14 protein-coding genes and 1 pseudogene are annotated in these 14,398 nt (G+C 58.2%); 4 read left to right on the top strand and 11 right to left on the bottom strand.

Annotated features, from left to right (window positions below):
* Nucleotides 1–328 precede the first annotated feature (328 nt).
* Complete coding sequence (locus tag R6258_RS00390) at nt 329–1,042, bottom strand: hypothetical protein (protein ID WP_318446128.1); 714 nt, start codon at nt 1,040–1,042, stop codon at nt 329–331.
* 232 nt (nt 1,043–1,274) lie between these two features.
* On the opposite strand from R6258_RS00390, the pseudogene R6258_RS00385 reads away from it, so the two are divergent.
* Together R6258_RS00385 and R6258_RS00375 are read left to right on the top strand one after the other, a co-directional pair.
* A pseudogene (locus R6258_RS00385) lies at nt 1,275–2,176 on the top strand (integron integrase).
* A 413-nt stretch (nt 2,177–2,589) separates the two neighbouring features.
* Nucleotides 2,590–2,988 carry a GFA family protein gene (locus R6258_RS00375; RefSeq protein WP_318446124.1) on the top strand — a complete coding sequence of 133 codons (399 nt, stop codon included), beginning with the start codon at nt 2,590–2,592 and terminating at the stop codon, nt 2,986–2,988.
* Between the two features lie 131 nt (nt 2,989–3,119).
* Here R6258_RS00375 and R6258_RS00370 read toward each other — a convergent pair whose 3' ends face one another.
* The 6 genes from R6258_RS00370 to R6258_RS00345 form a co-directional block, all read right to left on the bottom strand.
* Nucleotides 3,120–3,671, bottom strand: a complete 552-nt coding sequence (locus R6258_RS00370; RefSeq protein ID WP_318446122.1) for a YdeI/OmpD-associated family protein — start codon at nt 3,669–3,671, stop codon at nt 3,120–3,122.
* Nucleotides 3,672–3,918: 247 nt separating this feature from the next.
* The gene (locus R6258_RS00365; RefSeq protein ID WP_318446120.1) at nt 3,919–4,263 is read right to left on the bottom strand and encodes a GFA family protein; all 345 of its coding nucleotides are present in this window, start codon (nt 4,261–4,263) and stop codon (nt 3,919–3,921) included.
* Between the two features lie 180 nt (nt 4,264–4,443).
* Nucleotides 4,444–6,642: a catalase/peroxidase HPI gene (gene katG, locus R6258_RS00360; protein WP_318446117.1), complete on the bottom strand. Its 2,199-nt coding sequence runs from the start codon at nt 6,640–6,642 to the stop codon at nt 4,444–4,446.
* 406 nt (nt 6,643–7,048) lie between these two features.
* A complete protein-coding gene (locus R6258_RS00355) occupies nt 7,049–7,732 on the bottom strand; it encodes a DNA-3-methyladenine glycosylase I (RefSeq protein ID WP_318446115.1) in 684 nt (227 codons plus the stop codon).
* Nucleotides 7,733–8,032: 300 nt separating this feature from the next.
* Nucleotides 8,033–8,674 carry a DUF2268 domain-containing putative Zn-dependent protease gene (locus R6258_RS00350; protein ID WP_318446111.1) on the bottom strand — a complete coding sequence of 214 codons (642 nt, stop codon included), beginning with the start codon at nt 8,672–8,674 and terminating at the stop codon, nt 8,033–8,035.
* Between the two features lie 45 nt (nt 8,675–8,719).
* Nucleotides 8,720–9,382 carry a TetR/AcrR family transcriptional regulator gene (locus tag R6258_RS00345; RefSeq protein WP_318446109.1) on the bottom strand — a complete coding sequence of 221 codons (663 nt, stop codon included), beginning with the start codon at nt 9,380–9,382 and terminating at the stop codon, nt 8,720–8,722.
* A 92-nt stretch (nt 9,383–9,474) separates the two neighbouring features.
* Between R6258_RS00345 and fabF the strand changes: the two genes are divergently transcribed.
* The gene (gene fabF / locus R6258_RS00340; RefSeq protein WP_318446107.1) at nt 9,475–10,740 is read left to right on the top strand and encodes a beta-ketoacyl-ACP synthase II; all 1,266 of its coding nucleotides are present in this window, start codon (nt 9,475–9,477) and stop codon (nt 10,738–10,740) included.
* Between the two features lie 145 nt (nt 10,741–10,885).
* Here fabF and R6258_RS00335 read toward each other — a convergent pair whose 3' ends face one another.
* Nucleotides 10,886–11,455, bottom strand: a complete 570-nt coding sequence (locus tag R6258_RS00335; protein ID WP_318446105.1) for a polymer-forming cytoskeletal protein — start codon at nt 11,453–11,455, stop codon at nt 10,886–10,888.
* Nucleotides 11,456–11,645: 190 nt separating this feature from the next.
* Here R6258_RS00335 and R6258_RS00330 point away from each other — a divergent pair, with 190 nt between their 5' ends.
* Nucleotides 11,646–12,188, top strand: coding sequence for a polymer-forming cytoskeletal protein (locus tag R6258_RS00330; protein WP_318446104.1), 543 nt, complete (start codon nt 11,646–11,648; stop codon nt 12,186–12,188).
* Between the two features lie 109 nt (nt 12,189–12,297).
* Here R6258_RS00330 and R6258_RS00325 read toward each other — a convergent pair whose 3' ends face one another.
* The 3 genes from R6258_RS00325 to R6258_RS00315 form a co-directional block, all read right to left on the bottom strand.
* Nucleotides 12,298–12,936: a glutathione S-transferase family protein gene (locus tag R6258_RS00325; RefSeq protein ID WP_318446102.1), complete on the bottom strand. Its 639-nt coding sequence runs from the start codon at nt 12,934–12,936 to the stop codon at nt 12,298–12,300.
* A 197-nt stretch (nt 12,937–13,133) separates the two neighbouring features.
* Nucleotides 13,134–13,505, bottom strand: a complete 372-nt coding sequence (locus R6258_RS00320; protein WP_318446098.1) for a VOC family protein — start codon at nt 13,503–13,505, stop codon at nt 13,134–13,136.
* A 111-nt stretch (nt 13,506–13,616) separates the two neighbouring features.
* Nucleotides 13,617–14,255, bottom strand: coding sequence for a class I SAM-dependent methyltransferase (locus R6258_RS00315; RefSeq protein ID WP_318446093.1), 639 nt, complete (start codon nt 14,253–14,255; stop codon nt 13,617–13,619).
* Between the last annotated feature and the right edge of the window lie 143 nt (nt 14,256–14,398).

The following is a 14,398-nucleotide window of genomic DNA, read 5'->3' as shown; positions in this document are numbered from 1 at the left end:
GATACGTGTCGAGTTACCAATGATATTGGATACTTTCGCCCTTCAACAACGCGAAAGAATTCCTGATGTTCTTTGGCTAGTTGAAGCCAACTATCTGCCGAGTTTGGCAACGCTGGAAGCTCCGATTTCACACCTTCCTCGCTCCGATGCGAGTCCTTATCGAGAGCCAAGACTTGTATCAATGCCAGTACATCTTCAAGGCGACCATCTTTAACATACTTATAATCTTTTCTACGGAAGCACATGCGCTGGTCCCTTTGATGCGTAACGCCGCGCTCTGCGGCAAATTTGGAGTGCAACGGAAAATTTGTCCGACAGCAGCGCTTGGTTATGTGCCATGAGTTCGATTTTCTCTCGCAGCTTCAATTTTGTCTTCCATTATCTTTATCGTGTTTTGTATTACTCGCTGCGTACCTTCTTTAGACGTATACTTTAGAGTTTCCGGATACTGACCGCTATCAATCAACTGCTTGAAATACCCATCTCTTTCAGATTCAGGAATGTTTGCTTTATCACACAACTCATCAAACGGGCTAGATGCACCAGTGAGAGCGACAATTTCGCTCCCCTTAAGTGGGGAATTTAATATTACTTCCCCTTGAGAGGCCTTGAATTGGAAAATCGCATCTGCATTCTCTCTGCCATTGTCTTGGTACTTTTTAGCCGCACTTAAAAAGGACTCGGATTCCCAAAGTGCACATATATTCAGAATCACTTCGTCAGGCTTTGGTGCATGCTCGAAAATTGCCGCAGATACGGCATCTGGCTTATGAAGGCCCTTGAAGTTTTCCGCATATTTCTGAAAGAGTGTCCAGCTAGTCAGGCCTTCGTCTTTTTCATCAACCATGATGATTTCAAAAAGCTCACCATAGTGAAGGAACCTTTTCCTATAGCAAGGTTCATTTACCTGTTTGAATTCATCAGGCAGACCTTCGACGCTTCTCATAAGCTTTTCGGCAAGTTTTAAGCGAGTTCCCTCGTCTTCATTCCATCCTCTTTGCCATGCTCCCAAGATACTCAGAAACTCGTCATCAAAATCCATAATCATTCACCCTGAGTGTCCGGATACGTACAGCACATAACAGGTATTAGATAGCGCGCTCGTTTTGCCACTTGAACGAGCACACGCGTTCAATAATCTTATCCAGCCCGCCATTTTTCACCTAACCCATTGATTTTTAATCATGCTCAGAATAATCCGGCGCGTTATGCAGAATTCGCGCGCTTGCGCGTTTTGCTAAATCTGATATTACTGTACATAAATACAGCATTCTATGGGTGAGCGCATGGATACGCATAGCCGGCCACCAAAACTGATGGATCGCGTGAAAGCCATCATGAGGGTGAAGCGCTACAGCCCTCGCACCGTGAAGACCTACTGCTACTGGATTCGCTACTTCATTCGCTTTCATGGGGTCCGGCATCCAGCTGGCATGGGTGGCCTCGAGGTGAAGATTTTTCTGGAGCACCTTGCGGTACAGCGCCATGTGGCTGCGGCCACGCAGAATCAGGCCCTGAATGCTCTTGTTTTTCTTTATCGCCATGTGCTTGAGCAGCCCTTGGGGGATATCGGGGAGTTCTCGCACGCCAAGCGCCCGCGCCGATTACCGGTGGTGTTGTCACATCATGAAGTCATGCACGTGCTGAATCAGCTATCCGGTCCCATGCATCTGATGGCAACCTTGATGTATGGCTCGGGATTAAGGGTACTCGAAACCTGCCGTTTACGTGTTCGTGATATCGATTTCGAGCGTCAAATTATCACGGTGAGAGCTGGCAAAGGGGACAAGGACAGAACCACCCTGCTCCCTGAAATCTGCATCCCTTCCTTGCAGCATCAAATATCCATTGCCAACCAGCAGCTAGACCATCGCCTGAATCATGGCAGTGTTCCCGTGACGCTTCCCCATGCGCTAGATCGCAAATATCCCAATGCCGGAATCTCCCTGGCGTGGCAATGGCTATTCCCCGCCAGCCGCCCCTGTTTTGATGAGACCAGCAAGGTGGTGCTTCATCATATCCACCCATCGGCGGTACAGAAGGCCGTCAAGCAGGCAATGAGAGCGGCATCGTTACCGCGCGCCGGCTCTGTCACACATTGCGCCACAGCTTCGCCACCCAACTGCTGAGTCAGGGCTCGGATATCCGTACCGTACAAGAACTGCTGGGACACTAGAGTGTGGAAACCACCCAGATTTATACACATGTGCTGGGCAAAGGCTTTGCCGGCGTACGTAGCCCATTGGGCTGAGGCCTGTGCATAGCCTTCAGCCACGCTACCGCCCCTACCTGTGCACGCGGCGATGAGCGGCTGCCATCCATGCGATAGTCTCTGCGTACTGCTTGGTCATAAGTCTTCTTAAGTAGTCTTTGCTGTACCGTAACCAGCCGTTACAGGGAGAGCAATGCCCACGAAAGCATGAGGCGGCGCTAAGCCGCGTTTCTTGATCTGAATCTGCAGCACGAAAAACCCCGAAGCCTGGTTGCCAACCTTCGTGGTTCATTCACTAGCGGAGACACCGCATCGCGGTGATGGCGACGCCACGTTCGATTAAGCTGAAGTGGTTCGAGCCATTAAGGAGCCTGCTCGTGTTTAAACGTATCGGTAATGTCGATATCAAGCTACGCCACCGGGCCAGCTGTCATTGTGGAGCGGTGGTGCTGGAACTGGAGCTTCCGCAGGGCGTGGTCGACCCGCGTCGTTGCGACTGTTCGCTCTGCCGGCGCAAGGGGGCGATCGTCGCCGGCGTGCCACTGTCGGGGCTGCATGTCATCGCCGGCGAAGACGATCTGCGTTGCTATCAGTTCAATACCTTCACCGCGAAGCATTACTTCTGCGGCCACTGCGGTATCTATACCCATCACCAGCGTCGCTCTAACCCTGAAGAATACGGCTATAACGTCGGTTGCCTGGAGGGCGTCAACCCCTACGATCTTGGCGAGGTCGTCGTCAACGACGGGGTGAATCACCCAGATGATCGAAAATGAAGAAGGCTCGACTAGTGAACTGGTCGGGCCTCACGCGGACAGGTGGCTGAAGCGCGTTCGATGAAAGCTCGCTGGGCCAGAACGAGCCCAATCGAGTCGTTTAGATGCCACCAACGACGTTGAAGGTTTATTCAACCGGCTTCCTGGGGCGCACTTAAGCTCTTGCTATAGAAGCCGGACGGATCGAAACAGCAGACCCGTCGTTTCCCCGAAGCAAGCATGTCGCATGCGTTAGCTACCCGGCGCTTGCGAGTCTGTGGCTGTTTGGCAGATTCAATCCAGTGAATCCAATCCAGGCGTGCAATGCTCGTCGTCTCGTCCCACACAGCCTTCGCTTCGGGGAAGGCGGCAAGGGCTTCATGCAGGTCATCCGGCACCTTGGGTTCTGGCTCTTGCCCCACGGGGGCAATCTCCAGCGTCACCATGTCGCCAGCGTGCGCACCGCAAGCTTCACCCAGCTCCCTGCTCACTCTCAGCCAATGGCTCAGTCGGCCATCCGGTTCGAGCGTGGCCTGAAAAGGATGACCGTTGATGGTGCCCTCCACTGTCGTCCTGCCACGCCTGGGCAGCCCGTCGCTCGCAGTCTTGGGCAGTACCAGAAAGGTCCAGGAAGCGTCTTTGTCAGGTTTGGCCGGTTGAAGCAGCTTTGCCTTGAAGCGAATTCTTGCAGCTAGTCTATCCATTCGATGGTTTCCATAACTCGGACGCCTAACGCTTGATCCAAGCAGCGACAACGGCCAGGTCCGGCCCGGAGGGCTGCTACGCTTTGTCTGAAAAATGTCTGCGCTCGCCCATACGGCGTTAAAAATCGGTTCAAAATGCTCATTTACACCACGTAAACTCCGCTTTCTCGCCGATTTTTGCCTTGTCTGGCCATCGCTCGCCGATTTTTCAGACAGAGCTTAGTGCCTGGCAGTCAAGCATCTGACGCTAAGTGGAGCGGCCATCGACGAATTCTTTCTTGACGGAGCCCAGGTCGACGTTTTCCAAGCAGCGAGCGTTGATTGCAGCCATTTCAACGCCCCCGTGCTCGGCAAAACCAAACGGAGCACAACCACAATTTGAACAGAAATGATGGTTTATCTTATGGGTATTGAATGTATAGGTGGACAACGCACCATCCTCCACCTGCATGGATAGGTTGCTCTTCGGCAGGAACCACAATAAGTAGCCTTTGCGACTGCAATGGCTGCAGTTGCACTCCGTCACGGAGTCGAGTTCGCCCTCTACTTCGAATTGAATTTTCCCACAGTGACAACTTCCCTTATGGCTCATTATCCAAGCGCCTCTTGTCGTTGGTGATTTGGCACGCTCTGCAAACCGGTCGCTGGTAGGGAGTATAAATACGAAGCAGGCAAAGCGCTTGCCTGCAGCACGAAAAAACCCGAAGGCTGGATGGCCAACCCTTCGGGTCAGTTTGAAGCAAAGTCCGCATTACCGCCGCGGACCTGGAGCTCAGCGGTGCAGGTCGAAGCGGTCGTTCTCCATGACCTTGACCCAGCCCTTGACGAAGCGGTCGATCATCCGCTCCTCGCCACCGTCGGCGGCGTACTCCTCCGCAATGGCGCGTAGCTGCGAGTTGGAGCCGTAGATGAGATCGACGCGGGTCGCGGTCCACTTCTTCTCGCCCGTCGCCCGGTGCTTGCCTTCGAAGCGTTCCTCGTTCTCGTCGAGGGGCTCCCAGACGGTGCCCATGTCGATGAGATTGGCGAAGAAGTCGTTGGTCAGTTGCCCGGGGCGGTCGGTGAGGATTCCCTCATTGCTGTCGCCGACATTGATGCCCATGACTCGCATGCCGCCGAGCAGCGCCGTCATCTGCGGTACGCTGAGGTTGAGCATGAACGCGCGGTCGATCATCAGGTGCTCGGCGGGGATGGAGGTCACCTGCGGTTGCATGTAGTTGCGGAACGCATCGTGCCTCGGCTCGAGGTAGGCGTGGGCATCCACCTCGGTCATCTCCTGGCTGGCGTCGGTACGCCCCGGGGTGAACGGCACCGTGATGTCGTGCCCGGCCGCCTTCGCCGCCATCTCGACGCCGACACTGCCGCCCAGCACGATCATATCCGCCAGCGAGATGTTCGCCTCGGAAGCGTTCCTGATCTGCTCGAGCCGGTCGAGCATCTCCGGCACGCCGGAGCGCACGTTGATGTCCCAGCCGATCTGCGGCTTGAGACGAATGCGCGCACCGTTCGCCCCGCCACGGTGGTCGGTCTGGCGATAGGTGCAGGCCGCGGCCCAGGCGGTGCCCACCAGTTGCTTGACGGTGAGGCCGGAGTCGGCGATCTGCCGCTTGAGCGTGGCGATCTCGCCTTCACTGATCAGCGGTCCTTTGTGCTCGGGCACCGGGTCCTGCCAGACGAGAACCTCGGCGGGCACCTGCGGGCCGAGGTAGCGGGCGCGCGGCCCCATGTCACGATGCAGCAGCTTGTACCACGCACGGGCGAACTCGTCGGCGAGCACGTCCGGGTTCTCGTGGAACTCCTTGCAGATCTCGAGGTAGGCGGGGTCGGTGATCATCGCCATGTCGGCGGCGTTCATCACCGGCGGGTTCTTCTTGCCCTCGACGTGGGCGTCGGGAACCCAGAAGCCCTCCTTCACCTCGACCGGCTCCCACTGGTTGGCGCCGGCGGGCGACTTCTTGACCTCCCACTGGTGGGCGAAGATGGTGTTCAGGTAGGAGTTGTCCCACTTGGTCGGCGTCGGGGTCCAGGCACCCTCGAGTCCCGAGGTGACCGTGTATTCACCGAGGCCGGTCTCGTGCTTGTTGGCCCAGCCGATCCCCTGCTGGTGAATCTTCGCCCCTTCGGGCGCCTCGCCGACGGCATCCGCCGGGCCGTTGCCGTGCATCTTGCCGAAGGTGTGGCCACCGACGGTCAGCGCGGCGGTTTCACGGTCGTTCATGCCCATGCGCGCGAAGGTTTCACGCACGTCCTGGGCGGACTTCATCGCGTCCGGAACGCCGTTCGGGCCTTCGGGGTTGACGTAGATCAGCCCCATCTGGACCGCGGCGAGCGGATTGTCCAGTAAGCGGTTGCCGTCCTCGAAGCTCCCGTTATAACGCTCGTCCTGGGTCCCGAGCCACTCGGTCTCGGGGCCCCAGTAGATGTCATCCTCGGGCGCCCAGATATCGGCGCGACCGAACCCGAAGCCGAAGGTGCGAAAACCCATCGTCTCGAGCGCGCGATTGCCGGCGAAGACCAGCAGGTCGGCCCAGGAGAGCTTCTCGCCGTATTTTTTCTTGATCGGCCATAGCAGGCGGCGAGCCTTGTCCAGGTTGCCGTTGTCGGGCCAACTGTTGAGCGGCGCGAAACGTTGCGCACCGGTGCCGCCGCCACCGCGGCCGTCGACCGCGCGGTAGGTGCCGGCCGCGTGCCACGACATCCGGATGAAGAACGGCCCGTAATGGCCCCAGTCGGCGGGCCACCAATCCTGCGAGTCGGTCATCAGCGCATCGACATCGGCGCTCAGTTCGTCGACGTCGAGCTGCGAGAACGCCTCGCCGTAGCGGAAGTCCGCGCCGAACGGGCTGGCGTCGGGGTGCTTCTGGTGCAGAATGTGAAGGGTGAGCTGATCGGGCCACCAATGCTCGTTGCCCTGCAGACGGGGCGTGGTACGTGCAGCCCACTCCGGGCGTGTAGGCTTGATATCGGACACGGTCTTCTCCTCGACTGGATGGTGGCCTACAGGGGATGGCGCCGACGATTCCGTATCGCCTGAGGTTTCAGAACACCCTCAGGCCCATACAGGCGGCATTGGAATTCTTATAGGCCGTCAGGTTGAGTGAAGGATTACCAAGCGAAGCCGTCAAGCGGAGAGAAGCTTTAGCTACAATAGGCACAGCCTATAAGAGCTGTCACCTGGGTAGCGGAGGGCTCGAACGATAAGTTTTGCCACGGACAGTGATCAAGGCAAGGGGTGATGGTTACCGCACGGACAAGTGAAGCTAGCATGATGCTGGGCTTGTCGGCGATGACGACGCAGTTGTCATGGGCATATTGGCCAATTTCATGACCTGGCCGATGGAAACCTTCTCGAAGCTTTTGCGACTGAATCGCGTGCCTTAAAACCTTGGATTGATACTCAACGACAGCATGGCCGATAACTGACACAACGGCCTTCCTGAAATCTGTTGCAGCTCATTGAAAGCGCTCTGTACGACTTGCATATCGCGCTGACTGATGGGGGTTTTGTCAACGATGCCTGCGGCCATCAGGCGTGCGACCACGTCGCTGGTCAACAAGAACGTATCCTTTCCGACTAAGCGCAAAAATGCGGCGGCCGAGCGCCCGCCCAGGCGAGCGCCGCGTTTGGCCAGTAAACGCCACAGGCCAATGATGTCAGTGCTCGGCCAGTCGGCAATGAATTCGCCAAAACTGCTGCCCTGTTCCTGGCGAATATCCAGTATGAATTGGGCATTTTTGGGGATGGTCTGCAGTTTGGTGCGGTGGCGGATGATTCGGACGTTTTTCATATAGCCTTCGATTTGCTCTGGGCTGAGCAACACCATTTTGTCAGGTATAAAACCCCAGAATGCTTCTTCAAAGGCAGGCCACTTGGCATCGACCACCGAGTGTTGCATACCGGCCCGAAAGACCCGCCGGCTCATGGCGGAAAGGTAACGATCATCGCCCTTCTGTTTCAACTCTTCGGAAGCAAGCGCTTTTGGCAGGAAAGCCTCCATGGCTTCGTCAGATTCAAAACGCCTTCGTACGGTGTCGTGAAGCCAGCGGTAGTCAAGTGTCATGCTTGCCTCAACGGCAGTAACGGAATCAGTACTTTCCAAGCTCGCCCTGCTCCAGCGGCACGGGCGTGTCGGGTAGCTCTGGATCAGGCGCTGATGCTACCCCAGGCATTGCAGTTTCAGCCTACGAAACTCAGGGCGATTCACTGAGCATACTATCCAGCTCGCTTTCGTTGACGCCGAGCATCTGCAGGATGTTGCGCTGAGCGGCGTTGAGGATAGCCTAACGTTCCAGCTCACAGGGCATCGCCTAACGAGAATGGCGTTTCATTGCAGTATGATTTCCCTACTTGAGGGTTAACATTATAGAAAAGGACAGAAACTTTCAGCGGGTTCATTCACCAACGAAGCCGCACTCTTGCCATCGTTGTGCTGCAGATACCTTGCGACCATAACATAGCCGAGACTATAGCCAGCCCAACGAGGGAGACCTCCTTGGCCAAAGAACCATTCATCATGCCGGTAAGATTGGGCGAACCACTGCTGCTTTGCCTTCATGGCGCAAGCAACAGTCTCTGTCTCACTTAACGCAGATTCCCAAGGCTCGGGTGCTGAGGCATAGAGCTGGCGACAAAAATGGCCCGCCAATCCCTCGGATACCAGAGCCTCTCCCAACGTTCTCCCGTAGCCGGGTCCTCGCCAACGCATAACGTGGTGGAGCTCATGTGCCACCATTCGTTCAAATGGTTCGCCCATGCAGCTTGAGAAGTTAGCATTACCAGAGTCAAGCGTTAACTGCATCATTGTTCCAGTGGGCGCATAACCGACAAAACCTCTACAATCGATGACTTGTCCGGGCCAGACTTGGACTATCACATCCAGACTGATCGCAGTCGACACTTGCTCTGCTCGGTAACGTGCTTCCGCTATCCCCTCGCTTATGCGTTCGATCCAACCATTGAGCTGCCCACATGCATTCGCATAATGCACTAACCATTGTGCCATGCTGCCTCCTGCTTGATTGACGTGCCCTCTTGGCTTTTGCAGAGCCTACGCGGGACTCTGCTCCTGGCCAACGTCGCCCAGCATGCCGTCCAGCTCGTTTTCGTTGACCCCGAGCATCTGCAGGATGTTGCGCTGGGCGGCGTTGAGGATGTGCTGACGCTCCTGCTCGCCGGGTAGGCTCTTGGCGATGGCCACGGCGCCAACCAGCGAGGCGAGAATGACGCGGGACTTGTCGGCGATGACGTCGCGATCGGGTTCGAAGGGCAGTTTCTTGAGGCGACTGAGGGCAATGAGACGGGTTTCCAGCATCTTCTTCATGCGCAGGTAGGACGCTTCGAACAGCGTGCGGATCTCGGCGTTCTCGTTGCCGATCTCGTTGAACAGCACCGTCTCCGGGCCCGGCTTGTGCTTGCGCTCCAGCTCCTGGAGATTCCAGCAATTGGATACCAGTTCCGTGAGGTGCTTCACCGATAACGGCCCCTTGACGAGTCTGGCCGCACGGCTGCTCTCCAGGGTTTCCCGCACCGAGGCGTGATAGAGCGCTTCCTTCGAAGCAAAGTGCGCATAGAAAGCGCCATGGGTCATCTTGGCCAGTTTCATGATCTGGCCGATGGAGACCTTCTCGAAGCCCTTGCGACTGAACAGCTCGATCGCCGACTTGAGAATGCGCTCCCGCGATTTGGCCTTGTGGTTCGTCGAATAGGGCATGGCTGCCTCACATTCCCACGCTGAATATTACCTTGATCATATCAAGCCCGATGCTAGCTTGGCCCAAATCCCAGACTCTTCAGGAAATCGCCATGCAATCACCACTCGTCATCACCGGCATGGGCATGATCAGTCCCCTCGGTTGCGGCGTCAAGGCAAGCTGGGAGCGCCTGCTGGGCGGCCGCTCCGGCATCTCGCCGATCACCCGCTTCGATACCGATGAGCTGCCGATCAAGGTCGCCGGATCAGTACCCGGCATCGCCGACGATCCGCAAGCCGGCCTCGACCCGGACCGCGTGGTCGACGCCAAGGAGCGTCGCAAGATGGAGCTGTTCAGCCTCTACGCGATGGCCGCCGCCGAAGAAGCGCTTACCCAGGCCGGATGGTTCCCGTCGAGCGATACGGACCGACTGGCTACCGCGACCATCGTCGGCTCGGGTATCGGCGGCTTCCCTACCATCACCCAGGCGCAGAATACCCTGTCGACGCGCGGCCACCGCCGGCTTTCCCCGTTCACCGTGCCGGCCTTCCTGGCCAATCTGGCAGCGGGCAACGTGTCGATTCGCTATGGCTTTCGCGGGCCGCTGGGCTGTCCGGTAACCGCCTGTGCGGCGGGCGTTCAGGCCATCGGCGACGGCATGCGGCTAATCCGCAGCGGCGAGGCCGACGTAGCGCTGGTGGGCGGCGCCGAGGCCTGCATCGACCCGCTCTCGCTGACCAGTTTCCACGCCATGAAGGCGCTCTCCACCGAACAGGACGATCCCGCCAGGGCGTCGCGGCCCTTCGACCGGGCACGCAACGGCTTCGTCATGGGCGAAGGCGCGGGGCTACTGGTGATCGAAAGCCTGGCCCACGCCGAGGCGCGCGGGGCCACGCCGCTGGCCGTGCTCAGCGGCTATGGCACCAGCGCCGACGCCCACCACATCACCGCCGGACCGGAAGACGGCGCCGGTGCCGCGGCGGCCATCCGGGCGGCGCTGAAGATGGCGGGACTATCGCCCGAGGCGATCGATCACATCAATGCCCACGCCACCTCGACGCCGGTCGGCGACCGCGCCGAGATCGCATCCCTGCGCAACGCCTTCGGCGACGCCCTCGCCGGCATCCCGATCTCCGCCACCAAATCGGCCACCGGTCATCTGCTCGGTGCGGCCGGCGGCGTGGAGAGCATCTTCTCCGCCCTGGCGGTAATGCACGACCGCTTGCCACCTACCCTGAACCTGGAAAATGCCGACGAAGACCTGCATGACCTGGATTTCATCACGGGCGCGGCGCGCGAACATGACACGCGGCACGTGCTGTGCAATGGCTTCGGCTTTGGCGGGGTGAACGCTACGCTGATCGTTAGCAAGATCTAGCGGCACACACAGACAATCATCGGACATGATAAACGGCAAACCCCGAGCCAGAGGATTGGCTCGGGGTTTGCGTGGCATGAATTCCAGAGCCCGGCAGGTGTCTCTACCTGCAGGTGTCTATATTAACCTGGCGATTTGCTATGAATCAGACGCTATCTTCGCGACGCATTCTTGTCTCAGCCGTCACGGCCTCTTCCTGGTCGACCTCGGCAGACGCCTCGTCGTCGCGATCAACAGCCTGACTAGCCACCTCGCTATCGACCTCCTTGAATGCCGAGATCAATACCTCGTTCTCGCTATTCATGTCGATGTCACCACGAAAGACCGCGCCGTCTTCCAGTGCCAGGCAGGGGGTGATGATGGTACCCACGATATGCGCCGAGCGTTGCACGGTGACCTTGTGCGAGGCTATCAGACGCCCTTCGACGCTACCGGCGACATGCAGCGTCTTGGCATAGATATCCCCCTCTACGCGCCCGGCTTTGCCAATGCTGACACCGTTGCGCTTGAACTGCACCGTGCCCGTCACCTGGCCATCGATGATCAGTTCCTCCTCCCCGATGACACTACCCTCGACGCTGGTATGTACGCCGATGATGGCGGGTCGCGTACCGCTACCACGCGACTCATCCGCGCTGGGGGAATGCTGTGGCCGTGCATGAGGCGACACCGTATGGTCGGCAGGGACACTGGCGGGCTTGTGCTTGCTGAACATAGGGAAAGGCTCCGGGTAGCATGAGGGAAACGCATTTCGGCGAATACTACCTGGCCCGCATTGGATCAAAGGGAGGATTAACCGGCGAAAATGCTGGGTAGTCGCCTTCTACCGGCGTCTGGCGACTCCCATATACTGACGATGGGCATCCCACACCGATCGAGGGGTTACTATGGGGGGCGGGGACGTATTGTTCATCCTGAGCGTTGTGGCGCTCATCGTCATCATGCTGGACGGCAAGCGGCGCATCGGCAAGCGTGCCCAAGCGCCCCAGCCGACCGCCACGGATACTGCCCAGGATCGAGCGGCTCTACTGCCAGGGCCCATCAAGTTGCCAAGTCCAACGAAAAGCCCGATTAATGTTCCCTTGCCGGCGCGTCCCGCTGCCGCGAGCCCCCGCGAGCTCCCCATACGTGCAGAAAGCAGGATCGGCCCATCGTTGCGTATCAAAGGGAAAGTGGAATCCCGGGAAGCGCTGGTCATTCACGGTAGCATCGAGGGCAGCGTGACGGCCCAGGCGCATGGCGTGACCGTAACCGCTTCGGGGCGCGTATCCCAATGCATCGAGGCACGCATCATCAGCGTCGCGGGGAGCGTTACGGGACGGCTAGTCGCCGCGGATCAGGCTCTATTGCTGTCCAGCGCGCAGGTCTTCGGCAGCATCGACGCCAAACGTCTCAAGTGTGAGACCGGCGCCTGGCTGAAGGCTACCGTCAACATCGCTTCACGTTAGGCCTCGATGCAGTTCTGCCAGCACTTTTTACCTTGCGCTTGAGCCATCCATCCAGTGCTTACAGCGCGCGGGGGCATGTATTGTCCACCCTGTCGTCTGGAAATAATGCTCAGTCTGCCGCCGCGAAATGCGCCATCTGGTCGGCGTGCGCCTTGACGAAGGACGGTCGGGCCGTGGCGCGCGCGACATAACCTCGACAGGCCGGGTGACGAGTCAGCCCGTCGAACCGATCGGCCAGCCGCAGCACATCCGCCATGAGGATGTCGGCGACGGAAAAGGCCCCTGCTAGCCATTCGCGTTCAGCCAGGACCGTCTCCATGTGCTTGAGTCTGGTATCGAGAAACTTGTCCAGCATCTTCCGGCCCGGCGTCTCTTCGGTATCGCCAGTGAACATGATCAGCGCCCAAGGCAGGACCGCCATCTCGACCGAGTTGAGCGCCGCGAAAAGCCATTCGATAACCTCGCTGCGAGCGCGTGGGTCGACAGGCATCAGCGCGTCACTGTACACGCCCAGATGCAGCAGGATCGCGCCGCTCTCGAAGATCGAGAAGTCGCCATCGGTCAGCCACGGCACCTGCCCGAAAGGCTGGTGCGAGAAGTGCTCCGCGCCGCGATCACGAAACGGCACGCTCTCGACGCGATAAGGCAAGCCGGCTTCTTCCAGCGCCCAGCGCACACGCAAGTCACGCACAAAGCCCCGTGGCATCTCGGGAACCCAGTCGAAGGTCGTGAGGATCAGATCGGTCATTTGGCCCCTCCTTGGGGAGATAGGACTCACCCTTTCGGTCACCGCCCTCTCCAAGCCCCACGGCTAAACGAATCGTCGAGATTTCCCGAGAGAGCGCCGCATATGATCAGTAGACGAACAGCCCACTTCGATTTCGACACATCCTCTTCGCTACCTGCGCAATGGTCCCGGGTTCGCAATGCGTAGGGCTAAGCCACCTATTCCCTATAGGTCTCCTCAACGAATTCAATAAGGCAAAAACCATGACCAAATGGATCTGAAAAAGTTAGACATTTTGAGCCTCTCCATTCAATGCATTCGCTTTCTTGGATGGCGCCTGCCTTTATGGCCCGATCGGCGGCCTTCGCAATATCGTCTACGACAAAATCAACGTGCACTGGCGTCCAATGCCGCGAGTAGCGGCGCACTTGTGGAGCCGCCTTGAAGGGAGTCGTTTCGGCAGCATTTTCAAGAAGATAGATCATTGAAGAGCCACCGGTCAGCTCTGCCACATCAGCATCAATGATACGGCTGACATTTAAACCCAGAGCAGCGCTGTAGAACTCTATAGCTGGTTCGAGTTTCGGCACGTCTATGTTCACTATCATTCGCATGTGCGCAACACCAGTTGGAGTGAGGCCTGATAGCAATTTAGCCTATACGCTCGCCTTTACTGGCTTGAACGTACGGGCAGCAGACGCTTAGTTCGCACCAACCGACCTGGCCACGGCAAGACACGACGCTCGGCTGCCATGCTGAGCCAGGAAGGTGAACTCCTCCAGCTCCAGGCCGGCGGCGCGAAGCTGGGTCCTGAAGTCTTCCTCGTAGGTCACGCGCCCGAAGTCGATGCTCGTGAAGCGCTTCAATACGGGTTTTAGCGCTTCCATCCAGCGGGATGGGCGCGTTTGAATGGTTTGCGTGAAGTAGAGGCGCCCGCCCGGGCGCAATAGGCTGCAGCAATGCCGCAGCGCCTGATCAGGCTCGGGCAAGAGCATGAAGCTTGCCGCGAAGTAGACGGCGTCATATGGCCCGCCCCGATGCTCGTAGACCGACTCGAGACGCACCTCGGCATGGTCAGCCAGCGAGGAATCCTCAAGCCGTTGCCGGGCACGCTTCATATAATCGGCATCGATATCGATCCCCGTCACATACAGGCGCTTTCGCCTGACCCGTTCAGCATTGGCCAGCAATGCGCCCGCCGTGCCAATACCGACATCCAGGACAGCAGCTCCCTCGGGCACGCGCTTCAGCACCTCCGCATACCACTGGGAAGTCAGCCTGAGGATAAGCGTGTCGTAGATGAAGCTGCGCATCATGGGCTCCTTGGTCGTCTCGCTCAATCATCACTCGTGTTAAGAACCTGGTACACCAGACGATGCTGAATGGCATCGGACCGAGAGTTGAATGACGCTATCTGTCGGCTCGGTAAGGTACTCGTAAGCAACGCTGAATATGCTGATGGCCCGCTCACCATTCCTCAGAC

The sequence above is a fragment of the Halomonas sp. HP20-15 genome, from assembly GCF_033446685.1.
GTDB lineage: Bacteria > Pseudomonadota > Gammaproteobacteria > Pseudomonadales > Halomonadaceae > Modicisalibacter.
The sequence above is the reverse complement of the archived record's forward strand: the minus strand, read 5'-3'. Positions and strand labels throughout refer to the sequence as shown.